This window comes from Anabaena azotica SJ-1, from assembly GCF_047275885.1.
Taxonomy (GTDB): domain Bacteria; phylum Cyanobacteriota; class Cyanobacteriia; order Cyanobacteriales; family Nostocaceae; genus Trichormus_B; species Trichormus_B azotica_A.
Genome location: NZ_CP178454.1, coordinates 5,322,752 through 5,346,879, shown reverse-complemented (window position 1 = coordinate 5,346,879; position 24,128 = coordinate 5,322,752). Strand labels below are relative to the sequence as shown.

At 40.5% G+C, this 24,128-nt stretch carries 21 protein-coding genes; 8 read left to right on the top strand and 13 right to left on the bottom strand.

The window, feature by feature from the left end:
• Positions 1–62 precede the first annotated feature (62 nt).
• Positions 63–1,286, bottom strand: a complete 1,224-nt coding sequence (ispG, locus tag ACLLO5_RS23185) for a (E)-4-hydroxy-3-methylbut-2-enyl-diphosphate synthase (RefSeq protein ID WP_413176168.1) — start codon at positions 1,284–1,286, stop codon at positions 63–65.
• 187 nt (positions 1,287–1,473) lie between these two features.
• Between ispG and ACLLO5_RS23180 the strand changes: the two genes are divergently transcribed.
• From ACLLO5_RS23180 to ACLLO5_RS23170, 3 genes are all read left to right on the top strand, one after another.
• Positions 1,474–1,764, top strand: coding sequence for a DUF1778 domain-containing protein (locus ACLLO5_RS23180; RefSeq protein ID WP_413172852.1), 291 nt, complete (start codon positions 1,474–1,476; stop codon positions 1,762–1,764).
• Positions 1,751–2,245 carry a GNAT family N-acetyltransferase gene (locus ACLLO5_RS23175; protein WP_413172851.1) on the top strand — a complete coding sequence of 165 codons (495 nt, stop codon included), beginning with the start codon at positions 1,751–1,753 and terminating at the stop codon, positions 2,243–2,245. Before ACLLO5_RS23180 ends, ACLLO5_RS23175 begins: the two co-directional genes overlap by 14 nt.
• A gap of 74 nt (positions 2,246–2,319) precedes the next feature.
• Complete coding sequence (locus tag ACLLO5_RS23170; RefSeq protein WP_413172850.1) at positions 2,320–3,363, top strand: isochorismatase; 1,044 nt, start codon at positions 2,320–2,322, stop codon at positions 3,361–3,363.
• 36 nt (positions 3,364–3,399) lie between these two features.
• On the opposite strand, the gene ACLLO5_RS23165 is transcribed toward ACLLO5_RS23170, so the two are convergent.
• Positions 3,400–4,293: a LysM peptidoglycan-binding domain-containing M23 family metallopeptidase gene (locus ACLLO5_RS23165; protein WP_413172849.1), complete on the bottom strand. Its 894-nt coding sequence runs from the start codon at positions 4,291–4,293 to the stop codon at positions 3,400–3,402.
• Between the two features lie 294 nt (positions 4,294–4,587).
• Between ACLLO5_RS23165 and ACLLO5_RS23160 the strand changes: the two genes are divergently transcribed.
• The gene (locus tag ACLLO5_RS23160; protein WP_413172848.1) at positions 4,588–5,793 is read left to right on the top strand and encodes an HhoA/HhoB/HtrA family serine endopeptidase; all 1,206 of its coding nucleotides are present in this window, start codon (positions 4,588–4,590) and stop codon (positions 5,791–5,793) included.
• A 40-nt stretch (positions 5,794–5,833) separates the two neighbouring features.
• Here the strand turns inward: ACLLO5_RS23160 and ACLLO5_RS23155 are convergent, their stop codons facing one another.
• The 3 genes from ACLLO5_RS23155 to ispD form a co-directional block, all read right to left on the bottom strand.
• Positions 5,834–6,178 carry a DUF760 domain-containing protein gene (locus ACLLO5_RS23155; protein WP_413172847.1) on the bottom strand — a complete coding sequence of 115 codons (345 nt, stop codon included), beginning with the start codon at positions 6,176–6,178 and terminating at the stop codon, positions 5,834–5,836.
• 225 nt (positions 6,179–6,403) lie between these two features.
• Entirely contained in the window at positions 6,404–6,958 is a 555-nt protein-coding gene (gene scpB, locus ACLLO5_RS23150; RefSeq protein WP_413172846.1) for an SMC-Scp complex subunit ScpB, read from the bottom strand.
• Positions 6,959–7,009: 51 nt separating this feature from the next.
• Positions 7,010–7,714 carry a 2-C-methyl-D-erythritol 4-phosphate cytidylyltransferase gene (gene ispD / locus ACLLO5_RS23145; protein ID WP_413172845.1) on the bottom strand — a complete coding sequence of 235 codons (705 nt, stop codon included), beginning with the start codon at positions 7,712–7,714 and terminating at the stop codon, positions 7,010–7,012.
• Between the two features lie 318 nt (positions 7,715–8,032).
• Between ispD and pabB the strand changes: the two genes are divergently transcribed.
• Positions 8,033–10,213 (top strand): aminodeoxychorismate synthase component I, encoded by a 2,181-nt coding sequence (gene pabB, locus ACLLO5_RS23140; RefSeq protein WP_413172844.1) that lies wholly within the window; start codon positions 8,033–8,035, stop codon positions 10,211–10,213.
• A gap of 284 nt (positions 10,214–10,497) precedes the next feature.
• Entirely contained in the window at positions 10,498–11,457 is a 960-nt protein-coding gene (locus ACLLO5_RS23135; protein ID WP_413172843.1) for a glycosyltransferase family 9 protein, read from the top strand.
• 188 nt (positions 11,458–11,645) lie between these two features.
• Here ACLLO5_RS23135 and ACLLO5_RS23130 read toward each other — a convergent pair whose 3' ends face one another.
• Entirely contained in the window at positions 11,646–12,134 is a 489-nt protein-coding gene (locus ACLLO5_RS23130) for a CRR6 family NdhI maturation factor (protein ID WP_413172842.1), read from the bottom strand.
• Positions 12,135–12,552: 418 nt separating this feature from the next.
• Between ACLLO5_RS23130 and ACLLO5_RS23125 the strand changes: the two genes are divergently transcribed.
• Entirely contained in the window at positions 12,553–12,990 is a 438-nt protein-coding gene (locus tag ACLLO5_RS23125; RefSeq protein WP_413172841.1) for a Fur family transcriptional regulator, read from the top strand.
• A gap of 153 nt (positions 12,991–13,143) precedes the next feature.
• The gene (locus tag ACLLO5_RS23120) at positions 13,144–14,892 is read left to right on the top strand and encodes a DUF3685 domain-containing protein (RefSeq protein WP_413172840.1); all 1,749 of its coding nucleotides are present in this window, start codon (positions 13,144–13,146) and stop codon (positions 14,890–14,892) included.
• Between the two features lie 52 nt (positions 14,893–14,944).
• Here the strand turns inward: ACLLO5_RS23120 and ACLLO5_RS23115 are convergent, their stop codons facing one another.
• From ACLLO5_RS23115 to pilM, 7 genes are all read right to left on the bottom strand, one after another.
• On the bottom strand, positions 14,945–16,402 hold the full coding sequence (locus ACLLO5_RS23115; RefSeq protein ID WP_413172839.1) for a dihydrolipoyl dehydrogenase family protein: 1,458 nt from the start codon (positions 16,400–16,402) through the stop codon (positions 14,945–14,947).
• Between the two features lie 128 nt (positions 16,403–16,530).
• Positions 16,531–17,715, bottom strand: coding sequence for a threonine-phosphate decarboxylase CobD (gene cobD, locus ACLLO5_RS23110; RefSeq protein WP_413172838.1), 1,185 nt, complete (start codon positions 17,713–17,715; stop codon positions 16,531–16,533).
• 26 nt (positions 17,716–17,741) lie between these two features.
• Entirely contained in the window at positions 17,742–18,026 is a 285-nt protein-coding gene (locus tag ACLLO5_RS23105; RefSeq protein ID WP_013189921.1) for an HU family DNA-binding protein, read from the bottom strand.
• A gap of 513 nt (positions 18,027–18,539) precedes the next feature.
• Complete coding sequence (locus ACLLO5_RS23100) at positions 18,540–20,999, bottom strand: AMIN domain-containing protein (protein WP_413172837.1); 2,460 nt, start codon at positions 20,997–20,999, stop codon at positions 18,540–18,542.
• A 272-nt stretch (positions 21,000–21,271) separates the two neighbouring features.
• Complete coding sequence (locus ACLLO5_RS23095; RefSeq protein ID WP_413172836.1) at positions 21,272–22,048, bottom strand: pilus assembly protein PilO; 777 nt, start codon at positions 22,046–22,048, stop codon at positions 21,272–21,274.
• Entirely contained in the window at positions 22,045–22,854 is an 810-nt protein-coding gene (locus tag ACLLO5_RS23090; protein WP_413172835.1) for a PilN domain-containing protein, read from the bottom strand. The genes ACLLO5_RS23095 and ACLLO5_RS23090 overlap by 4 nt, the downstream gene beginning before the upstream one ends.
• A gap of 4 nt (positions 22,855–22,858) precedes the next feature.
• On the bottom strand, positions 22,859–23,989 hold the full coding sequence (gene pilM / locus ACLLO5_RS23085) for a type IV pilus assembly protein PilM (protein WP_413172834.1): 1,131 nt from the start codon (positions 23,987–23,989) through the stop codon (positions 22,859–22,861).
• Between the last annotated feature and the right edge of the window lie 139 nt (positions 23,990–24,128).

Genomic DNA, 24,128 nt, shown 5'->3' with positions numbered 1-24,128 from the left:
AAAAGTCCTAATTTTCACATTCAGCAAGAGGTCTACTTGGGTAAGGCTTGGGATTTTACACCTTAAGGGTCTACCCAGCGTCCATCAGCCTTAATCAAATTTATCAACTCTTCTACACCTTGATCCTCTGGAACTTTTTTAATTTCCTCCCGACCCCGATACAAGGAGATAAAACCAGGATTTTTGCCGACATAACCATAGTCAGCATCAGCCATTTCTCCGGGTCCATTAACAATGCAACCCATAACAGCAATATCTAACCCAGTCAAGTGTTTGGTAGCTTCCCGGACTGTGTGCAGCACTTCTTCCAAGTTAAACAAAGTTCTTCCACAGGAAGGACAAGCCACATACTCAACCATAGTTTTCCGCAAACCTAAAGCTTGCAGAATGCTGTAACACACAGGAATTTCCTTTTCTGGTGCTTCTGTCAAAGACACGCGAATTGTATCACCAATGCCATCAGCTAATAATGTGGCGATTCCCGCAGTAGATTTGATTCTGCCATATTCCCCATCACCGGCTTCTGTCACACCCAGATGTAAAGGATAGTCCATTCCTAAATCATCCATGCGCTTGGCCATTAACCGATAAGCAGCCACCATCACAGGAACTCGTGAGGCTTTCATGGAAATAACGATGTTGTAAAAATCCAAAGATTCACAAATGCGGATGAATTCTAAGGCAGATTCTACCATCCCTTCTGGGGTGTCACCGTAGGTAAAGAGCATTCTTTCCGCTAAAGAACCATGATTGACACCTATCCGCATGGCCTTACCTTGGTCACGCAGAGAAATTACCAAGGGTGCTAAGGTTTCCCGGATTTTTTCGCCAATTTCGTCAAATTCCGCTTTTGTATATTCCGTGCGGCTGGTATTTGGTTTTTCAAATACATACAACCCCGGATTAATCCGCACTTTTTCAATATGTTTAGCGACTTCCAGGGCAATTTTCATGCCATTGTGATGGACATCGGCAACAATGGGGACATCGCGGTAAGTTTTGATTAATTTCTGCTTAATTTCCGCCAAAGCTTTAGCGTGTCCTAGACTGGGAACTGTGACGCGGACAATTTCGCAGCCTATTTCATGGAGACGACGAATACCTGCTACAGAACCGTCAATATCTAGAGTATCTTCATTAATCATTGACTGTACCACTACGGGGTAGCCTCCCCCAATGGTGACATCTCCCACCTTTACAGCACGGGTTTTGCGCCGTTTGATGGTGGTGTCAAATACAGGTTGACTAGTGGTGTTGGTGGTTTCAAGGGGTGGTAGGGTTTGCATAACCTCAATAGGTAGATTTTCTGTAGCTAAAATATCAGATTGCAAGGGGTTCTGCTTCTCAGATTGCCACAGTTGAGGCGTTTTTGGGGGATGATGTGGGGAAAAGTTAAGAAATCAGCGATACCTAGTGGTGACAAAATGACACCTTAGTGTTAAAATGAAATTTCATACATATTCAAAATCAGCTATGTCTTCCACCTCTTCTGTCAATGATGCCAGGGTGACAGCAAGGATTTCCTCTCAGGTTAAGGAAACTTTGGAACAAGCCGCTGCTTTATCTGGAGCTACTTTAAATCAATTTTTAGTTCACGCAGCCCTGAAAGAAGCTAACAAGATTCTAGAAGCAGAAAGGGTAATTAATTTATCCCAACAAGATGCTGATATAGTGTTTAGCCTAATTGAAAATCCTCCTGAACCTAATTCAGCCTTAAAAGCTGCTGCTGTTAAACATCAAGAATTTTTCCGTGAAAATCATTGAACTTCTGAATAAGTCTCATAACAGAGAAAACTTTAATTGTGGGAATGAAATACTAAATCAATTTCTGACTCGCACTGCGCGTCAGCATATTCAAAAAGGAATTTCTCGCACTTTTGTTTTGGTAGATACAGAACAACCTCAAACTATTATCGGTTTCTTCACTTTATCAATTTGTGAAGTGAAAGCCGAAAAGTTACCACCACAGCTTGCTAAAAAATACCCTACAACAGTTCCTGGTGTTAAACTTGCGCGGTTGGCTGTAACCCAAGACTGGCAAGGTCAAAGAATAGGCGAAATTCTCATGATTGAAGCAATGAAAAGAGCTTTGGTAATTGCTGAGAATGCAGGAGTAATTGGTCTATTTGTTGATGCTAAAGATGAAAAAGCTCAAATTTATTATCAACGTTATAGTTTTTTTAGTCTTGTAGATGTTCCTTTAGAAATGTTCTTACCTCTGGAAACTATCAAAAAATTATTCTAAAGGTTAAAAACAGTGTTGATTAAAATAAAAATTTAATTCCTTTCAGCTATAAAAACAAAGATTAATATTACATTATGAATACTAACAACTCAAGCCAACTCCCCATTCCCCCGCACTTCAAATCCAATAAAGTCAGTGAAGTATACCGCGTACCTTACCAACAACTTGCATCTGACGCAGAAGCATGGACAAAAAAACATAACATCCCACCAGCATCTACAGATAAAACCCGCATTTGTTTATTATTAATAGATGTCCAAAACACCTTTTGTATTCCCGATTTTGAATTATATGTAGGTGGACAAACCGGAACAGGTGCAGTTGATGATAATCAAAGATTGTGTGAATTCATTTATCGTAATTTGGGAGTAATTACCAAAATTATCCCTACCTTAGATACTCACACAGCCATGCAAATCTTCCATCCTATTTTTTGGATAAATGCAAATGGAGAACACCCGACACCAGCCGCAACCAACATTACACCCGCAGATATAGAAGCAGGTATTTGGCAAGTTAACCCAACAGTTGCTAATAGTGTGACAAATGATGATTATGAATTATTAAAAAAACAAGCTTTTCATTACGTCAAACAACTCAGCCAAGATGGAAAATACCCGCTAACAGTTTGGCCTTATCATTCCATGTTAGGGGGAATTGGTCATGCTTTAGTTTCAGCAGTAGAAGAAGCAATCTTTTTTCATAGTATAGCCCGTCAAAGTCAAACCCAATTTGAATTAAAAGGGGAAAATGCTTTAACCGAAAATTATTCTATTTTACGTCCAGAAGTATTATTAGGATTTGATAATAAGCCAATTGGACAAAAAAACACAAATTTAATTCAACAACTTTTAGAATTTGATGCAGTGATTATTGGCGGACAAGCTAAAAGCCATTGTGTTGCTTGGACAATTGACGATTTATTAACAGAAATTCAACAGGTAGATAGCACCCTCACAAATAAAATCTATCTACTGGAAGATTGCACCTCACCTGTTGTCGTTCCAGGAGTAGTTGACTATACAGAACAAGCTAACGCCACATTTGCCAGATTTGCAGCAGCAGGAATGCACATCATTAAATCAACGGAACATTTGGTGATTGGTGATTGGTGTTGAAATAATTATTCACTGTCACCTGTCACCTGTCACCTGTCACCTAGTTAAATACTCTTTTGGATCTTTTGCAGTCCAACCAAGGGCTTCATTAGCACGAATTTCAAAATGTAGGTGTGGTTCTTTGGAAGTTGGTTGGCCTGTAGCACCGACAGTTCCTAATATTTCACCTTGTTTTACTGCTTGTCCCAGGGTAACTTGAATTGTTTCCAGTTGGGCGTAACGAGTTTGCAGTCCACCTGCGTGGTTAATAATGACTAATTTGCCATAACTAGCCTGGTCTTTAGCAAATACTACAATACCTGGTGCGATCGCTTCCACGGTCGTACCCACTGGTGCTACCAAATCTACACCACTATGAAAAAAAACTTTACCTGATGTTGGTTCAATTTGCCACCCATAAGGTAAGGCTACGGTTGTACTATTTGGTAAAGGATATCCAAATCCAAATATGGTTGCAGATGGTGCGGTTTGTTCAAGGGATGCAGTAATGATGCGATTAGGTGTTCTGGTTACTTCAGGAACAACAGGAACAAAAACAACTCTGGGATTTTGTTGACAACCATTAATTTCAAACAAAGTATCTGGACGTACTTTGTACTTTGTAGCTATTTGTCGCCAATTTTGACCACTAGGTACTGTTACTACAATTCCATCGAAGGGGGGTATTTGCAATTGTGTACCAGCTGCGAGCATTCTGTTATTAACAAATGGATTCATACCAGCAATTGTGGTGGGCTGGAGATTGTAACGCTGGGCTATACTCTCTAAAGTTTCACCACGAACTACTTGATAGCGTTGAATACGGGATAAAGCAGGAGTTGGACAACTTGGTACAGCAGCATTAGCATTTTGGATTGGTGACAATGTGGCTATTAGCCCCAAAACACTCATTAAGCTATATAAAAACAGTGGGCTATAGGAAAAAGTCATGATAAAAAGTTCCCAACTCGCTAATTCTAGATTTTATATGCGGAATCTTAAAGATGGGGTAATTTTTTTGCTTGATTGGATGTGATTCCATGAATAGTAATACTAGTAACTTTGTCAAAAAAGAAAGTGATGAATAGGGTTGGGGAATTTGCCTCTTTCTCTCTTAACCGACAAGTATTGTCATCAATTGTATTCAATTTCTGTAAATTAATCTGTTCACTTATGATTTAGTTGACTACACTTAGAAATTAGTAACTGTCTTTCTGTGAGCGCAATTATTCTTAATTAATTAATATGAAGTTATTTGTGAAGCAACTAGTCGTTTACTTGTTTTTAGTAGCTGTTGGTGGTGGTGCAGGTGTATTTATCAGTCGCTATTTTTTGCCCCAGCATCATTCGTTTCGAGAGTTAAAAAATGTCACAGTGGCTTCACCTCCAGAAGTAGTTATCCCTTATGCTGTTGACGGAGCAAGCAATTCTACTAAGAGTGATAATGTCAATTTTATTGCTACTGCTGTCCAAAAAGTAGGCCCGGCAGTTGTGCGAATTAATGCTACTCGTAAAGTAGCAAATCCAATTTTTGGCGCATTTGATCATCCTATGTTAAAGCGTTTTTTTGGGGAAGATGAAGAACCAATTCCTTCAGAACGAATTGAGCGTGGTACAGGATCAGGGTTTATTTTAAGCGCCGACGGACAATTACTTACAAATGCTCATGTAGTAGATAATACCGAAAATGTGCAGGTTACGCTCAAAGACGGGCGAACTTTTGATGGTAAGGTGGTAGGAATTGATACTATAACCGATGTAGCAGTTGTCAAAATTGCCGCTGACAAATTACCGACGGTGAAATTAGGGAATTCGCAAAACTTAATTCCTGGACAGTGGGCGATCGCAATTGGCAATCCTTTAGGTTTAGATAATACTGTTACTATCGGTATAATCAGCGCCACCGACCGCACTAGCGCCCAAGTTGGTGTTCCTGATAAGCGGGTGAGTTTTATCCAAACCGATGCAGCAATAAATCCAGGTAACTCTGGTGGACCCCTCTTAAACGCCCAAGGAGAAGTTATTGGCGTTAATACTGCCATCCGCACCGACGCTCAAGGACTTGGTTTTGCTATTCCCATTGAAACTGCTGCCCGCATAGCTAATGAGTTATTTACCAAAGGAAAAGCAGAACACCCATTTTCAGGAATTGAAATGGCAGACCTTTCACCCGCCAAAAAACAAGAACTGAATCAAAACAAACAACTCAACATTCAGGTTGATGTCGGTGTTGCCATTAAAGGGATTGTGGCAAATTCCCCAGCACAAAAAGGTGGTTTACTCATAGGCGATGTGATTCAAAAAATCAATGGCAAACCAATTAAAAGTTTAGCCCAAGCACAGAAAATTATTGAGTCTAGTACAGTCGGTGACATTCTGACAATTGAAGTCAACCGCAACGACAAAACTCAAATCTTCAAAATACGCTCAGGAACTTACCCTCACAAATAGTTAAAAGTACAGGCGGGGCTGTTGACGTTTGTACTCCTGACTATTGATTAGATAAATGCTCTAATTGCATCCTTTGTTCCATCTGGCGCAGAAAGTACCCGGTCATCATTGCTGATGCTAACAGCCCAGCTAAGTTATCCCGATCTGTTGTAATTTGGACGTTAAAACTTTCTGCTGGTAGCATTCCCACTAGTCCTTGGACATTCTGGGAAATGATTTGCTTAATTTCTGGGGTGACAGACTGAGCTACACGGGCTAGAACTTCGGGAGACTGGTGCTGTAAATATTTAAGTAGTTGATTCGGGTTTTCCCCAAAGTGTTCGTTCAGAAGCTGATTAGTGTGTTCCTCAGAGTTGTCGTTCAAAAAGTTAGGATCAAACACCATTGGCAATTTTTTTTAGCTTAGTTGCTAATTCTACTCTAAACCATAGTACAAGCCTAGCGCATTTTCCACAGGGATTGGAGAATAGGCAGGGGGCAGGGGAGCAGGGGGGCAGGGGAGCAGGGAGCAGGGGAGCAGGGAGCAGGGGAGCAGGGGAGCAGGGGAGCAGGGGAGCAGGGAGCAGGGGAGCAGGGGAGTAGGGAAATACGGAGTTTTAATTTTTAATTTTTAATTTTCAATTTTTAATTGCTGTGTCACCTCTAAATCTAGTTCTAGCTGTTGTTCTTTTTCATCTGTGGGAAATACTTGAGGGAGTTGATCGATTTGAAAATATTGGTGAAATTTCGGTGTCACTTGTAATGAATATGAACGGGAATCGCTGTCTCGGCGTTTGCGAACAAAACCCAATTCCACCAGTTCGGGAACGTGCTGGTATACTCCTGAACCACGTAAATTAATCAAGTCGCTTTGGAGTATGGGATTATGGAGAGCGATCGCTGCTAATGTCCGCAAAGCTCCTACACCTAATTCCACAGGTATCAAAGTTTGTACCAAGTCATGAAAATCTGACCGTACTTGCAAACTATAACCATTTTCGGTTTCTACGACTTCGAGGGCGCTATCTCGACGGGCATAATTATCCATCAGTTCAATTATGCCTTCTTCCGCTGCCGGGCGATCGCACCCAGCATACTCGGCAATTTCATTCAAAGACAAGGGTTTACCCTTTAAATACAGAATTGCTTCTATTTTGATTGCTACAGCTATATTTTTTTTGGACATATTGAGAAGGCAGGAGGCAGAAGGCAAAAGGCAGGAAGATCATGAAGTAATTTACTGTTCCCTGTTCCCTGTTCCCTGTTCCCTGTGACTAAGAATAAATTCAGCGATCGCTAAATCTTGAGGAGTGGTAACTTTCAAATTAGTTTCCTCTCCCATAACTATACGTACTTCAATCCCGCATCGTTCAAACAAGGCAGCATCATCAGTCACTTCCCAACCTTGACGCACACCTTCAGCATGGCATTGTTTTAACAACTTAACATCAAACCCTTGGGGAGTTTGCGCCGCCCAAAGTTGTTCTCGGTCGGGTGTACTTTGAATTATGCCACTTGCATCCACAACTTTGATGGTATCTTTCACAGGAACAGCAGCAATTAATCCAGGACAATGAAGAATCGCTTCTGCACAAGCATTAAATAAATCAGGCGTAGCTAGACAACGTGCGCCATCATGAATTAATACCTGATTCGCATTAGCTGGTAATGCTTGTAAACCATTATAAACTGACTCTTGCCGGGTAGAACCACCCGAAATAAATTCAATGGGCTTTGATATTTTTAAATTAGCTATAATACCTTTAAAATCTTCCCAGTCATGAGGTTGAGAAATAATCCCAATCCAACTAATAGAACTCGCAGCTTCCGCAGCTAACAAAGTCCAAGCAATCAGGGATTTTGAGTGTACTTGTAATAAAAGTTTATTCCGATCAGCACCCATTCTTTTGCCACTACCCGCGGCAGGAATTAATAAATACACAACATTTCTCCGAAAGTGGGAATTGTGGGATTAGTATTTTATACTTTACTGCTTTTTTTGGCGTTGCATAGTTCTAAAAGGGAAGAGGGAAAGGGCAATAGGGAATAGGGAGATCCCCATAATTAAAATTAGGGTATTTTTTGTATAAGGACGTAATTGTGTAGTCGCGTACCCTACGCAGGCTACATTCTTGACGTTGCGTAAAGCCCTGCGGGTATAGCTGCGCTTACCGCGGTAGAGTGCTGGAGGCATCAGCAATATTATATCCGCCATTGTTTTTTAAACATACACACTAGAATATCTAATCAATAAAACAATATGCAAACATTAATTATTGATAACTATGATTCTTATACCTTCAATTTGTATCAAATGATTGCTGAGGCAAATGGTAATTATCCCTTAGTAATTCGTAATAATGAAGTCACCTGGAATGAATTAAAAAAAATTGCCTTTGACAATATTGTGATTTCTCCCGGTCCAGGTCGCCCAGAAAAGTTGGAAGATTTTGGGGTTTGTCGGCAAATTATTGAAAATAATGTAGATATTCCTTTATTGGGAGTATGTTTGGGACATCAAGGGATGGGCTATTTACATGGTGCTAAAGTCATTCATGCGCCGGAAGTTAGGCATGGGAGACTAAGTCAAATTTATCATCATGAATCTGAATTATTCCAAGGTATTCCTAGTCCATTTTCTGTGGTGCGATACCACTCTTTGTTAGTTGCAGATGAATTACCTGAGTGTTTAGAAAAAATTGCTTGGACTGAAGATGGATTAGTGATGGGATTACGCCATCGGTATCTACCCTTTTGGGGTGTACAGTTTCATCCTGAGTCTATTTGTACAGAATATGGAGCAACATTATTAAATAATTTTAGAGATATTACGCTGCAATTTTCAAAGAAATTATCAATAAGTTCAGAACAAAAATATTATCCAAATTATCCAGGATATCAATCTCTTTATTCATCTGTTGAGGACATCTGCCAGCAGAAAGAAAAGTTTGCACTTTATACCAGAAAATTAGATATTTGCCCAAATACAGAACAAATATTTGTCCACTTATTTGAGGAAGCACCAAATAGCTTTTGGTTAGATAGTAGTCGAGTAGAACCGGGTCTGTCTCGCTTCTCATTTATGGGTGATGGTAACGGGAAAAACAGTTTATTGGTGCGTTATCATACTCAAACTCAAGAACTGATCATCACACAATCAGATAGAGTCACTCGTCGCACCGAAAGTATTTTTGAATTTCTCAAACGAGAAATTGGACTCCGAAGTTGTCAAAGTGATGAGTTACCTTTTGATTTTAACTGCGGATTTGTGGGTTATTTTGGTTATGAACTTAAAGCAGAATGTGGTGGAAAATTGGTACATTCTTCGCAATTACCAGATGCAATTTTTTTATTGGCAGATCGCATGATTGCGATAGATCACCAAGAACAGTGTCTTTATTTGCTGCAATTAGTCAAAACAGGACAAACAGAACAGTTAGAAACTTGGTTTGATCAGACCCAACAACAATTAGAACGTTTGAATCCTCTTCCTCCCCTGGTCGCACAGGGAAATGGTCAACCAATAAAGTTATATTTAAGTCGTTCTTACCAAAATTATATTCATGATATTCACCATTGTTTAGAGGAAATTCATGAAGGAGAAACTTATCAAGTTTGTTTAACTAATCAACTTTACACTGATATCAGACCTGAACCATTGACATTTTACCGCCGATTACGTCAGATTAATCCTGCGCCATACTCTGCGTTTTTGCGGTTTGGAGAGATGGCGATCGCCTGTTCTTCTCCAGAACGATTTATGCAAATTGATCGCCAGGGATGGGTGGAAACCAAGCCCATTAAAGGAACGCTACGACGAGGAGAAACCCCCGAAGAAGATTTTATTTTGCAGGAACGACTGCGAAACAGCGAAAAAGACCGGGCTGAAAATCTGATGATTGTCGATTTGTTACGTAATGATTTAGGACGAGTCTGTGAAGTAGGTAGCGTTCATGTACCAAAATTAATGGATGTAGAAACCTACGCCACAGTGCATCAATTGGTGACAACTATCCGTGGACATTTGCCATCAAACCTCCAAGCCGTAGATTGTATTCATGCAGCATTTCCAGGAGGATCGATGACAGGAGCGCCCAAGATTAGAACTATGCAAATTATAGATCGGCTCGAACAAGAAGCACGGGGAGTATATTCAGGAGCGATCGGCTTTTTGGGATTGAATGGTGCAAGCGATTTGAATATAGTTATTCGCACTGCTATTTTCACTCCTGATGGAACTTCTATTGGTATTGGTGGTGGTATTGTGGCGCTTTCTGACCCAGAAATGGAATTTCAAGAAACACTACTAAAAGCTCAAGCCTTAATCCAGACTATGGTGATGACAATACACGGTAAGTTTGAAGAAGACCTATATAGTGTCTTGGGAGTAGAATCAAAAATTTCAGATAATTCAGATAATTATGAAAAATTAATTGTGTAAATATGGTTTGCTGATAGCGTGGCGTAAGCCATAAAAGTCTTTCCGTTAGGGCTAGGAGTCAGGAGTCAGGAGTCAGAAGGAAGAAGAAAGAAGAAAAAAGAAGGAATTAATCTTTCCCCCTGCTCCCCTGCTCCCCTGCTCCCCCTCTCCCCTTCTCCCTGTTCCCTGTTCCCTTGCTTCTTCTTCAAGAACAGCCTTGTTTGATGTAGCCATTTGAAAGTCAAACGATATTACCTATATTCCCCTAAAATAAGGAGCAATAAGCGTCAATAGATATATTATTTATGCGAGTAGTAGCTTTTGTACCTGGTTCAATTAGTGACCAAATTCTCTTTTTTCCCACTTTGGATGATCTGAAGCGTTATTATCCTGACGCACAGATAGATGTCATTGTGGAACCCCGGTCAAAGGCTGCCTACCGAGTGAGCAAGTCAGTTCATGAGGTATTGACCTTTGATTACAAAGATCGCAACAGTCTAGCAGATTGGGGTAACTTAGTTGGCACGATTCGCGATCGCGAATATGATGTCGCTATAACCGCTGGAGAAAGTTGGTTTATTGGTCTATTTCTCTGGTTGACTGGAATTCCCACACGCATTGGTTACAAAGGCAAAGGAGCAGGTTTTCTCACCAACACCATCACGCCAAATACATCCCAATATGTAGCAGCGATGTATCATGATCTCTTAAAACCCTTGGGTATTAAAACACCTTGTCCAGAGTTAACAGCTAATGTCCCTAAACCTGATATTCAATGGGCGCAACAAGAACAAAAACGTTTAGGTATCCATGAAACAGGTTACATCCTCATCTGTGGTGGTTCTAGCCAGTCGTCCCAAGTTGATAATGCAGATACAAGCTATCCTGTAGCCAGTTGGCAGCAAATTATCCAAGATTGTCAACACAAACAACCGGAGTTACCGATAGTGCTGATTAAAGAAGCTGATGATGAGAATTTTGTGCGATCTCTTCTGGAATCTTGTTCAAACCTCAAAATCACCTCTCCTGATGATCTTGGCAAATTAACCGCCATAATTGGTGGTGCTAGTTTAATGTTGTCTATCGAGAATGCGCCACTACAACTGGCAATAGCTGTACAAACATATACTATCGCTCTACTGGGTTCTACAGATCCAGGCAAGTTATTACCAACAAGTGATAAATTTCTAGCGATTAAATCTCATAGCGGAAAAACAGCAGATATTCCACCTGCAACGGTTTTAGAAAAAATCTGGGGTGGTTGACCACCGCTTTACTTCAATTCAAAATTATGACATGAGTCCTTGGGCATTCGACAGAGGAGAAAATCAATAATTACCAAAAAACTGGGTTTAAAGCCCTGTCCTTCATTGGGTTAGATGATGTTAGACTGGCTAGTCCAGTAATTACTGTTTGACCCCATAATCCCCATCCTTCTAGGATAGGGAGTATGTCAAGAATTACTTTTTTCAATCATTTCAAAGAAAGCATCTTCTAATTCATAACCCAGTATTTGTGCGAGAGACTTGAGCCGAAATTGGGTAGGGATACTTTGCTGTTTTAGCCAATCACTCAAAATAAAAATTTTGTGCATTAAAAAGATTTCTAAGGCTTCAGGGTTGTACTGTATACCTTCTTTAGAACTAAACTGATGAGGTACTAACATGGCAGAGTAACGGGCTAATTCTCCAGCTTTCCAGTCTAGTAAAAATGGCAACCATGGATACTTGGCATCTAAACGCACAAACCACAACCTTACCTCTGGAATTTCTGAAAGCTCCCGTGGATCATTCGCTTCCCGTGCGTAGCTAATTTCAAAGCACAATTGCTGTTCATAGGATGTAATGGATTCCTCATGCAGCAGTGGTTCAATGACCGTTAGTGCAGGTGACAAATCCAGATTGTTGATAGAGTCGTTTTTGAGGTTGATTGTGATTGTCATTGACTGTTGGCTGCTTTCTTGATGGCTCAAAAATAGGATTGACAATACACAGTAGCAGTTTTTAGGACTTGACGCTACTGTCTATTTACTGATGGTGCTGCTCCCTGGATTTTCGATTCATATCCTACACATTTATCTTTGGTGTTAAATTTTTTTGTATTTTGAGACTTTTTACTGACAAAAAAATACACCTGTCCTATCCTGGACATTTGCAGCCTTTTTAAGCTAAAGTTGTAATGACTTTGTTTTAGAATACAACTGTTAATCAACAGCCAAACTTGCTTAAGCCAGTGGTTAATAAGACATCTAAGGACAAATACACAGGCATAAGCACAACAGTTGTATATAACATCGGGGCATAGGCAAAACAACAATCGTCATTGAAGGGGAAAAATAGCCCCATACTTAAAACTGAAATATGCAAAAGCCAGCTATTTCTACAAAAGCAATTCGTTCCTTAGAAGATGCTCTAGATCGGTGTCAAATGCTGGGTATGCGCGTCAGCCGCCAGCGCCGCTTTATTTTAGAATTACTTTGGCAAGCGAATGAACATCTTTCTGCCAGAGAGATATATGATCGCTTAAACCAACAAGGTAAAGAGATTGGTCATACCTCTGTTTATCAAAATTTAGAAGCCTTATCCAGTCAAGGTATTATTGAGTGTATTGAACATTGCGACGGGCGTTTATACGGCAATATTAATGATGCTCACAGCCACGTTAACTGTGTGGATACAAATCAAATCCTGGACGTACATATAGAACTACCAGCAGAGTTAATTCAGCAGGTTGAAGCACAAACAGGAGTAAAGATTACTGGGTACACTATTAATTTTTTTGGACACCGGAATTCATAGAGAACAAGGGTGATAGCTGACTAAATTGTGGGGAGATGAGGGTTAAGAAGCTATTCAACATTCTTTTTTGGATCGGAATGTATTGCGTTCTGCCTTTTGCCTTTTTTCACTAACAACAGATGCTTAAAAAGTCTATATGTATTTGACTTGACTATGAGCGATCGCCCTTTACCCTTAAGATTATTGTTACTCGACCCAGATCCCATCTTTCGTCTAGGATTAAGGGTAGCTCTAGAAACAATCCCCCATCTACAAGTTGTCGCCGATGTACCTACAGATACCGCAGCTTTACAGGTGTTAGCGGAAATTGCAGCTTCAGACATTAACCAAATAAATTTAATAGTTTTAGAGTTAGGGAATGGAAGTTCTACAGACTCTCAACAGTTGGGTTTGCAATTTTGTAGACAACTTAAAGCTTTATATTCTCATATTCCTATTTTGCTGCTGAGTTCTGTTTCTACACCAGAAATGCTGTTAGCGGCACAGAATACAGGTGTAAATGGCTATTGTCCCAAAGGTATATCCATTTCTGAATTAGTTCCCATCATGCAAGAACTAGTAAATGGTGGATATTATTGGTTGGGAACAACAGGAATAGCAAATTCTTCATCATCTCATTTACCTTTTGCCAAACTACGGTATCAGGTTCGTTTATCAGGAATTAACCACATTAATCATACCCTCACCGCAGTCACCGCCCAATTAAAAATACCTGGACTGCCTCTATTAGATAAAGCTATTCTCGCAGGACATCGCCGAGAATTGTTAGCGGCACGATGGTTGGTTAATCACTTATTAGCTGCACCCGAAGAAAGACAACCAACACAAACATCTCAGCCACTACCATTATCTATTCCTCAACCTAACCTAATTGCCAAACCAGAATCACAACAGATACAAACTTTTGTACCGCCATTACTAACTCCCAAAGCACTACAATCTACCCTATTTACATCCTGTATTAATAAACTCCAATTTCCTTTACCAAATCTTACAGATATACCTTTAGAAATTGATATATTACGGGAAGACAAAAAAAGGGAATTACTTTATATCATCTTACAACAAGTATCTCAACAGCTAGATGAACTGCGTAACTCCCAAGTGAAACATCAGCAATTATCTGATTTAAAAAATCAAATATTAAATAATTTATGGCAATCAGCAATTAAAGATTTTTATATTAAATTATCGCACATCAACATAGAAGAAATAAATATAGACATAGCCAATTTTTTATTAAATAATGCAGCAGGTGTAGAAACTGAAATTCTGCATAAAATTCCTTTAGTTGAAGAACTATTTTCTTACTTACTTTGGCAAACAGATTTGTATATTGATAACACATCCTATTCAGCAGGTAGTGAACCAGCAAATTCCCAAGCATCAATGATTTTAGAGAACTTGTTAATTCAGGTTGCAAATGGAGTATTACAACCATTATTAAACTTTTTGGCAGATGTAGAAACTATCAAACAGAATTTGTATGACCGGCACTTAATTTCCACCAGAGAAATTGAACGATTTAGAAATAACTTATCGTGGAAATACCGATTAAATAACTATGTTAACGAACCCCAAGCAATTTTTGAAAGTCGCTACGAACTATTTGTATTTGCCCCTCGTGGCATTGCTAAAATATCCATTTACTCACCTCGTAACCAGGAATTAGCAAAGCTTTCCGGTGTGCCACTAATGGTGACATTACTGCTAGAATTCCGGGATGCGATCGCACCTCGTTTACAATCTCTATTATCTTTTGCAGGAAATGGAATTGTTTTCATCTTAACACAAATAATTGGTAGGGGCTTAGGCTTAATTGGACGTGGCATTCTTCAAGGTATTGGTAGCGTTTCTTTAACAGAAAAAAACCAAAATCGTCAGAAAAAACAAACTAAATAACTCCAAAAAAAACTCTGCGTTCCTCCGCGCTTCCTCCTCATTCCTCTGCGTTCTATATATTCCAATCACGACGAAAATGAAAGAAACTTTGTAAAAATTCTTGCAACCAGTGGTTTTTAGAGAATTTTATTTGACTCCATTCTCGTGCTGCTTGTGCTAATATTTCTGAGAAACTGGGATAAACAGCAGCTAAATCTTCTAGATGGTCAATTTGAAGATTTTGCGACATTACCAAAGCAATTAAATTAATTAACTCTCCTGCGGCTGTACCCAAAATCGAACATCCCAAAATTTGACCATTTTCCAAAACAATTAATTTACATACACCTGTAATATTGTCTTGAATTTGCGCTGCTGCTAATGTTTTAAAATATTGTCTTAAAACAAAAACTTCATGTTTACCATATTGGCGTTTAGCTTGCGGTTCTGTTAACCCCACTTGGGCTACCCTTGGTTGAGAAGATATTAGCCAAGGAATATAATTATAATTAACTGCCAATTTCGGAAAAAATAGAGCATTTTTGATAGCGATTTTAGCTTCATAATTAGCGATATTCGCAATATCATAACCACCTATAACATCACCACAAGCATAAATGCGTTGATTTGTAGTTTGTAGTTTTTCATTAACAACTAAACCGCGTGGATGACATTTTACTCCTACTGCTGTTAAATTCAAATTTTCTATATTTGGTTTTTGTCCAGTTGCAACTAAAATTTCATCAGTTTCAATCGCTTTATCTCCGGCTTGAACCCATTTTTTATCTTCAATTTGTCGCACTTGAGTGACTATTGTTTGATTCAAGACACACACACCATCAGCTTCTAATTGTGCTATCAATAATTGAGCTATTTCAGGGTCAAGATGAGAAAAAACGCTGGGATGATTAAATATCAGAGTGATATTGCAACCTAAACGGGCTAAAGTTTGGGCAATTTCCATACTTTGGGGTAAACCACCCAGAATTACCCAATTTTTTGGCGGGTTTGGCTTTTCTAATGATTGCCAAATATTAGTAAGAGTTAGATAACCAGTGGTTTCCAAACCTGCTATGTCGGGAATTTTGGGAAGCGAACCGCAAGCAAGTAAATAGGTACGGGCGTTTAAAATTCGGTTATTAACTGCAAAACTAAGTTGGGGAGAAGATGAAAATTCACCGTTACCAATGATGACATCAACTCCTTGGGTAGCTAAATTAGCGAGAGAGTTAACTTGGTTGAGATTTGTGGCGATCGCATCAGCATACATGATCGCTTGTTTCCAAGGGTGAATGTAGCTGGCTTGATCTATTAATATTTCTGATTTTTTTGGTAAAATTCCCAGATTTGCCATATCAAGACATTGCTGCGTCAGTTTACCAATTTCACTGAGTGCGTAATGATAATTAAATTCATAGTTGACTTGAGGCTGTACCAAGGCAACTTTGGCGTGTAGTTGGGTTGCAGTTAACGCAGCTTGGTATCCGGCAATACTACCGCCAATAATTAAAATATCGTAATCAATTTTCATTAGTCATAGGAAATAGGGAATTAGGTGACAGGTGACAGGTGACAGGTGACAGAAAGAAGGCAAGAGGCAGAAAGTTATTTATTCTCCCCCTCTCCCCCTCTCCCCTGCTCCCCTGCTTCTTCTTCCTGTCACCTGATAACCGATTTAAGGGCTGTTAGCAAGCGTTGGTTATCAGATTCGGAACGGACAGCAATGCGGAAAAAGCGATCGCCCAATTCTTTAAAGCTAAGACAATCACGAATAAAAATTTGGTGCTGTTGAAGTAATTTTGTTTGTAACTCAGAGGTAGACTGTTGAGACTCTACCAATAGGTAATTAACAGCGCCTTTTAGGGGTCGTAATCCCGGAAGTTCGACTAAACCTTGAAAAAGTTGATTGCGTGCCTCTGGTAGCCATTTCCAGGTGAGTTGTTGAAATTCTGTATCTTGAAGTGCGGCGATCGCTGCGGCTGCGGCTAAGATATTCACTGGCCAAGGATCTCGCCATGATTGCCATTTAGCTAAACGGTCAGGGTGAGCGATCGCATATCCTAGTCTTAATCCTGGTAAACTGTAAAATTTTGTGAGCGATCGTAATATCACCAAATTCTCATATTCCTGCACCAACCCAATCAAGCTTTGTTCCTCATCAGGAGGCAGAAAATCCATAAACGCCTCATCCACCACCACCAAAGCAAAATCTTCCAGGTAGGGCAAAATATCATCTCGTAAAAATAACTTCCCCGTCGGGTTGTGCGGGTTATTTAGCAATAAACCGTATTCTTGACGTGGGGAGCAGGGGAGCAGGGGAGCAGGGGAGCAGGGGAGCAGAGGAGAGGGGGAGATGGGGAGAGGGGGAGATGGGGAGAATAAATAACCTTCTGCCTTCTGCCTTCTGCCTTCTGCCTTCTGCCTTTTGCCTTTTGCCTCCTGCCCTTTGCCTCCTGCCTCCAAATCAACAGGAAACTCCAGCACTTTAGCGTTGTAAGCCGCTAGGGTGCGGTAATAGTCGCCAAAGGCTGGAGTCAGTAAAATTGTTGCTGCTAATTGCGCTAATTCTCTACCGATTAAAGTGAGTAATTCCGCTGAACCATTGCCCGGTAGAATCCACTCACAAGGTAGTTGATGAAAGCGACCCAGAGCTAGTTTTAGTTCACTATAATCTGGGTCTGGATAGTGCTTAAGATTACCAAATTGGGACGCGATCGCAGCAATAACGCTGTTTGGCGGTCCCAACGGGCTGATGCTGGCAGAAAAATCGACAATAGCATCAGGGGGACAGCCAGCTAACGCCGCTGCCCAAACTAAATTTCCCCCGTGTGCTTTTTGCCGCATCAAAAATAGATTTCCTAGAACAGAACCTACTCTTTTGGGGGTGCTACCCTTTCTCTAAATAGTTTCCCAGCAGAGAAGGCAGGCACCTTAGTTGCTGGTATTTCCATTTTCTCGTTTGTTTTTGGGTTGCGACCTTCACGAGCTTTGCGTTCCCGTGATTCAAAAGAACCAAATCCCACCAAAGTGACTTTATCACCAGAGGCAACAGCCTCAATAATAGTTTCTATGGCGGCACTTAAGACGGCATCTGCTTGTTTTTTAGTTACACTAGCCTTTTCAGCCACTGCATCAACTAATTCGCCCTTGTTCATAATCAAACTCCTTGAGGTTTACTTGAGATTTTTTCAAGATGTCATCTGTTACATCTTTACGTAAATCCCTGTTGGCAGAATCACAAAAATCGTCCCTTAAGAGTATTTACACTCAAATCCGCTGTAAATCTGATTGGCTCGACTTTTCAATGAATCATTCTAAGGTGTTGTAGCCAGAAGTGAACAGATGAAAGCATTAATTTATATAGATTTCAGGATTTATTGTGTTTTTTGCTTCATTGTTGCCCTGGAAACACACCATTTTTAGGAATAAATACTTACCGGGTATTGGGGTGGTGGGGTGATAGAAGACTAGTTTTTGTGAGGTTTAATTACCCACGAGGAGGAATTGTTGATCAGATAGCGGCATCAAAAGCCATTTTATAAACTTCTAAATCTCTATGACTTTTAATCCCACCATTACCCATCTGTGTAAGCTGTTGCTCCTATAATTTGCACTTTGTGACTTTTAAACAAAATGCAATAAACTTCCTCCCCATCTCCCCAAACAATCTACCGATTATTAGGAACCTTTAACCCCCGACGCTCAAGGATTTGCCGCACTTGTGGACTAGGATTGTAGTTATAACCATAAGCAGAACGCTCCGAGTCATCCATTACCTGCGGTGTGAGCAACACAATCACCTCTCTACGTTCATTCTGTCTGTTTGTTTTTCTAAACAGTGACCCAAGCAGAGGAATATCACCCAAAATAGGCAGCTTGGAAACAGTTGTTCTGTCTTGGTCTTGAATAATACCACTGAGAATTAATGTTTGACCATCTCGCAAACGCAGTGTACCGGATTGAAGACTTCTAGCTGCTAACAGGGCAATATTGCCATCAGGAGTTGAGGCGCTATTAGCAAATGCAGATACAGTGGGTGCAACAGATAAGGATACAAAACCATTATCATCAATTCTGTCTACTTTAACTGCTAGAGTTAACCCTGCTTCCTTGATGATTGGTTCTCTCAGTGTGTCAGTAATTCTAATACCGCCATATACTTCTGAAGTTAACTTAACGACAGCATCCTGTCCTTCTTGGACAATGAGGGTTGGATCAGTCAAAATCTTGGCATTGCCACTTTGTACCTGAGCCTGCAAACTTGCTAGGAATCGTTTCGGGAATTTGTACAAGGAAGGTAAAGCTGATGTTGCTCTACCAGTAGTACCTTGCACTACGCTTGTAGTCCCATCTGCATTGATAGTGACGATATTATCAGTTGATCGAGTAATCTCTGTAAACCCTGGTTTTAATGGGTCTGAAGATGCTGGTGAAATTGGTAAAAATGTTGTTGCATCAGAGTTTCCTGTGCTGACAATACCCCCTGGAGGCACGGAAACCCCGTTTATAACTCTTGTTGTTGCAGATTGGTTAATGATGACAGTAGCTGGTCCAGCCCCCTTGAGTATAGTAGAATCAGTAGCACTTAAGAATGGCTCTCCTGTAATTGGATTTGTAATTACAGGTGTATCAGTGACACTATTTGCAACCTCAGTGCTTGTAGCAGGTCTTGAACCGCCAAAGTTAAAAGTTGCCGCACCGCCATCACTAGAGAAGTAGTTATCACCAATTCCAAAGGAAAAGCTAGAGTTATAGTCTTGAATACCTAAAAGGTTGACATCAATAATTTTGACGTTAACTACCACTTGACGACGACGGACATCAAGCTGAGTGAGTTGAGATATTGCCATCTCAACTATCTTAGGACTACCAACTAAGGTGACAGAATTTGTCCGTTCGTCTCCTGATGCTTGTAAACCTCTAAGTAAGGGTGTTGAGTCCAGATAGGTAATTCGTTGCGTCTCAATTTTTGTTTCTGTAGTCGTCTGAGTTTGGGTAATTGCGGCATTAGCAGCACCACCTACAGGTACAGCATTAACGCTAGTAACCAGTCTTTCACGGCTAACGGCGCTTTCTGCACCCAAGGCAACTAAAAAGTTTAAAGCAACACCCACTGTTACCTGATTCAGCCGCAAACTCCGCATGACATTATCACGGGTGGAGTTAGGCAATTTAGCCCCGACAAAAATTGTCCTACCACTGCGATTCGCTTCTAAACCACTCAAACGCAAAACGTAGTTAAATACATCTTGCACAGGTTCGTTTTCAATATCCAGAGAAATCGTCTGGCTGCTAGTAGCACCTGGTTGTCCTCCAGGTGGTGCTGTAGGTGCTGCTCCTTCACTACCGATATAAGCTACGTTCATACCAGCGGCACGAGCTAGTAGTGATAAAACTTCTCTAACTGGTGCATCTCGCAATACCAAACGTGGCACTCTTTCCTGAGTTCCTAAATCAATACTGGTAGGAGAAGTATCAATGTTAGATACTGTAATATCTCCTACTGGGGGAGCAACTGCTCTGGGCAAGAAGGGAGGTGCTAGGTTGTAAGGTTGATTGGGACCTGCTGGTTGTGCAGGTTTACCATCAATTGTTACTTCTGGGTTAGGAACTAGCACGTCTATCTTTTTGCCTGGTTCGGCTGGAGTAGCGGCAGGGGTTGTAGGTACTGCTGCTGTAGTATCTGTATTTGGCGCTTTTGATGCTGCGGCTGTGGCATCTGTGCTAGAAGTAAAGCCCAAAGTCAGACTGTTATCTTGACGCATGACGGGTTTACTATTAGGCGCGGTATCATTACCAGTGACTGTTACCCGCACACTATTAGCATTTAATTGATTTACTTCTACTGATGCTATTCCGGGGGCGGGATTTTCTTGGCGGAAATTGTTACCTTGCTGTAAACGCAGTTGGGTATTAATAATATCTGCAACTAAGGCGTTACCGCGCTTGGTAGTAAATACTTGGGGTTTCTCACCAGCAGAGGTCTTTAAAATAACACTAATTCCTCCCTCAGCAGGACTTAGTTGTACTTCAGTAATTTGGGTGGTTTGTGCCAAAGCTGGCTGGGCTGCTAAGAGTACACAAGCAGTTGCACTTGAGATTAAAACATTACTATGAACTTGTTTCACAGTTCATTCCTCACCTTATATAAAAACCAGTATGTATGTTTAGTGTAAGCATTCAGCTATCAGCGGTCAGTATTCAGCTTTTTAACAGTTATGATGCCAAAAATCACTAATTGATAATCTACCGATTGATCAAATATTCTGAATCCTGATTCCTGACTCCTGAATTCTTACTGTTTAGTTGTTAACCAATTAACCAAAAATCAAAAATTAACCGAGTGTGGATTGAATTTACATTTAAGTTACAAGTCAACACTCAGGAATTTTGAGGGTTACTACTTGGCTGGGGGGGCAGCTTTTGCTGCTAATTCTGCGGCTTCTTCTGCTGTCAATGGCATTAATGCTACCAGGTCAAAAGACGTTGACAGTTTCCCTATTCCAGTCCGTACCGCTTTCTTTTTCTCATCTGCTTTGTCTACCTCTGGTGGTACCAATTTTGAATCATAGTTCTGAACAAGTAATAAAGGCTGTAAACGCTCAATATTACGCATTATTGACTGAGTTTGTTCAAAATTGCCTTCTATTTCTACTTTAACAATTCTGCGTTTGAGCTTATTGTTAACTTTTTCGCCTAGACTGTTATCAACAATTATTTCTGCTTTATCTGCTACTGGCACAAACCGTTTGAGTTTGGCTCTGATGGCATTATTAGCACTGATTTGAGCATTGCTAGAATCGACTAAGCGACTGGTATCCATCAATAAGGTATCCAAACTTTTTTCGTTGGCGAATAAGCCTAGAACTTGGATTTGCTGCTTCTTGGCATCAGCTAATTCTGTTTTTACTTTGTCAGCTTGTTTGGCTTGGAGTCTCTTTTGGTCAACTTGCCCTTGCAGTTCGGTGCTTTTTGCTTGCAACTGTTGAAAGTTATCCCAAGCTGGCATGACCATATTCATGATCATGTAAGCAGTTGCCACAACTCCTATCACGCCAACGGCTATACCAATAATCTGTGGTGTGAAAGTGATACCGAAAGCAGATGGATAGGATGGTGCGGCATCATCAAAGTTGGTATTTTGTTGAGAAAAATTTAAATCATCACTCAGTGTCATTTAGCGATCGCTCCTGTTTCTTGGAGGCTACGAATCCTCTTTACTAATCCGACTGTGCCTTTTTGTTCTAATTCACGAATTAATTCCGATGCTGGTACATTACTGAGACTAGCTTTAATAGTGTACTTAACCACTTGTGGTGGTTTGATTTTCACCCCAGATGTATCTTGAGATTTATTTTCAGGTGGAACGGCACCAGTGATAGGTGGTGCATCAATTAACTCTGCTGTACTAATTCCGCTTTCTGCCGCATTCAACAATTTAGATTGTCCCATACTTAATAGAAAGTCGTTCACATCACTAAAAGAGCGTGCGTAACCATTAATTTCTAATAGCCCCGCAGGATTGCTCGGTTTTGGATCTGGAGCAGTTCCAGCGGCAGCCGGTGGTGGAATTACAGGTGGTATTTGCCTGATATTTTCAACTTGTACACTTGCGGGAATGCGATCGCGCAAATCTTGTAACATCGCTGACCAGGGACGGATCTGATCAAACACTGTCACCAAAGCTTGTGTTTGGTCTTGCACACCTGCTGTTTCATCTTTTATTTTCTTAATGTCGGCTATTTTACCGTCTAACTCCTTACCTTCCTGCTCTAGTTGGGCTATTTTTTTGCTCAAACCATCATTTTGGGCGTTTAAAAACCACAACCCGCCTAAAGTCAAAACAGGAAACAATAAACCTACACCCACTCCTATAAAAACTGGCGTTAAATCTCCCAGATTAATTGGTTGTCTGACAGGTTTATTTTCATTGAACTCAATAGGCGCTCTGTCTTTAAGAAAGTTAATATCCAGACTATACATCTTGTTATGCCTCCCGCATTCCTAAACCCAGTATTACCCCCAACCCAGGACGTTGCACGGGGGGATATTTTTCGGCTTCTACTTGCAAAGACAAATCCCTAATTGGATCTATTTGAGTAGTAGGAAAACCTAATCTTTGAGTAAAGAACTCATCTAGCTGTTGGAGTCCTCCTCCAGTGCCGGCTAGTAGAATCTGCGCCACTTCTAAACCTTCACTCTGATTAATGTAAAAGTCTATAGAACGACGTAGTTCATCTGATAATTCTCCTAGTATTTTTAACATAGGTCCCATACCAGGATTAACACCAGTAGTCCCAGTTCTACCTACATCCATAGAAGTTGCAGGAATAGTCATACCCATCAACATATCCAGATCTCGTGATGTGGGTAAATTCATTGCCCTTGATAGAGCTGCTTGCAGTTGATATGTACCTATAGGCACTGTACGGGAAAATTGTGGTACTCCATTGATAATAATGGCAATTTCAGTGCTGTCAAACTCGATATCAACTAATACAGCAGCTTCCTGAGGTCCGAATAGTCTCAACTGGTCTCGAATAGTCCGAATCAGGGCAAAACTGTTAATTTCTAAAACATCAACTTTTAATCCTGCTTCAGCAAAAGTATTAATATAGGTATCTGTTATTTCCTTACGAGTGGCAACCAAAAGCACTTGTACTTTTTCAATACCATCCTCATCCACAAAATACCCCAATTTCTGATAATCTACATCAGCTTCTTCTCGTGGATAGGGTAGATATAGTGCAGCCTCATGGTTAAGCACCATCTCGCGCAACTCTTTATTATCCAACTCGGCTGGAACCGGAATCACACGCACGATCGCATCTCGTCCGGGGATACAAGTGGCAACACGGGAAGCTTTGATTTTACTTTCAGCCATTCCCTGTTGGATAATTTCTGCCATCCGGGGAGGATCGTTAATTTGACCATCAACGACTATCCCCTCTGGAACTGGTATGGTTGTCAATGATTCCAGCTTTATGCCTTGGCGTTGCTTACGTAGCTGAACTATGTTCATTCTTTCTGGTGCAAGCTCAATGCCAACGCCTTTATTAGATTTCCCAAGGAGATTACTGAGATTACCAAGATTGAGATTACTTAAGACGTTTACCACAGTTTTACCTGCTAGATTGCTAAATGGAAAATTTTAAAAATAAGGAGTTCAAGGAGTCAGGAGTTACAGGAGTATGGCTAACGCCACGCTATGCCTACGGCACACTACGTGAACGCTATCAGGAGTCAGGAGTTACAGA

Excerpts from the sequence above, each read along its gene's own strand:
- ACLLO5_RS23125 (WP_413172841.1), top strand. The coding sequence starts at position 12,553 with ATGCAAAAGCCAGCTATTTCTACAAAAGCAATTCGTTCCTTAGAAGAT.
- ACLLO5_RS23130 (WP_413172842.1), bottom strand. The coding sequence starts at position 12,134 with ATGACAATCACAATCAACCTCAAAAACGACTCTATCAACAATCTGGAT.
- scpB (WP_413172846.1), bottom strand. The coding sequence starts at position 6,958 with ATGTCCAAAAAAAATATAGCTGTAGCAATCAAAATAGAAGCAATTCTG.
- ACLLO5_RS23155 (WP_413172847.1), bottom strand. The coding sequence starts at position 6,178 with ATGGTGTTTGATCCTAACTTTTTGAACGACAACTCTGAGGAACACACT.
- ACLLO5_RS23095 (WP_413172836.1), bottom strand. The coding sequence starts at position 22,048 with ATGACACTGAGTGATGATTTAAATTTTTCTCAACAAAATACCAACTTT.
- ACLLO5_RS23160 (WP_413172848.1), top strand. The coding sequence starts at position 4,588 with ATGAAGTTATTTGTGAAGCAACTAGTCGTTTACTTGTTTTTAGTAGCT.
- ACLLO5_RS23170 (WP_413172850.1), top strand. The coding sequence starts at position 2,320 with ATGAATACTAACAACTCAAGCCAACTCCCCATTCCCCCGCACTTCAAA.
- ACLLO5_RS23115 (WP_413172839.1), bottom strand. The coding sequence starts at position 16,402 with ATGAAAATTGATTACGATATTTTAATTATTGGCGGTAGTATTGCCGGA.
- cobD (WP_413172838.1), bottom strand. The coding sequence starts at position 17,715 with ATGCGGCAAAAAGCACACGGGGGAAATTTAGTTTGGGCAGCGGCGTTA.
- pabB (WP_413172844.1), top strand. The coding sequence starts at position 8,033 with ATGCAAACATTAATTATTGATAACTATGATTCTTATACCTTCAATTTG.
- ACLLO5_RS23165 (WP_413172849.1), bottom strand. The coding sequence starts at position 4,293 with ATGACTTTTTCCTATAGCCCACTGTTTTTATATAGCTTAATGAGTGTT.
- ACLLO5_RS23120 (WP_413172840.1), top strand. The coding sequence starts at position 13,144 with ATGAGCGATCGCCCTTTACCCTTAAGATTATTGTTACTCGACCCAGAT.
- ACLLO5_RS23105 (WP_013189921.1), bottom strand. The coding sequence starts at position 18,026 with ATGAACAAGGGCGAATTAGTTGATGCAGTGGCTGAAAAGGCTAGTGTA.
- ispG (WP_413176168.1), bottom strand. The coding sequence starts at position 1,286 with ATGCAAACCCTACCACCCCTTGAAACCACCAACACCACTAGTCAACCT.
- ACLLO5_RS23180 (WP_413172852.1), top strand. The coding sequence starts at position 1,474 with ATGTCTTCCACCTCTTCTGTCAATGATGCCAGGGTGACAGCAAGGATT.
- ACLLO5_RS23135 (WP_413172843.1), top strand. The coding sequence starts at position 10,498 with ATGCGAGTAGTAGCTTTTGTACCTGGTTCAATTAGTGACCAAATTCTC.
- ACLLO5_RS23090 (WP_413172835.1), bottom strand. The coding sequence starts at position 22,854 with ATGTATAGTCTGGATATTAACTTTCTTAAAGACAGAGCGCCTATTGAG.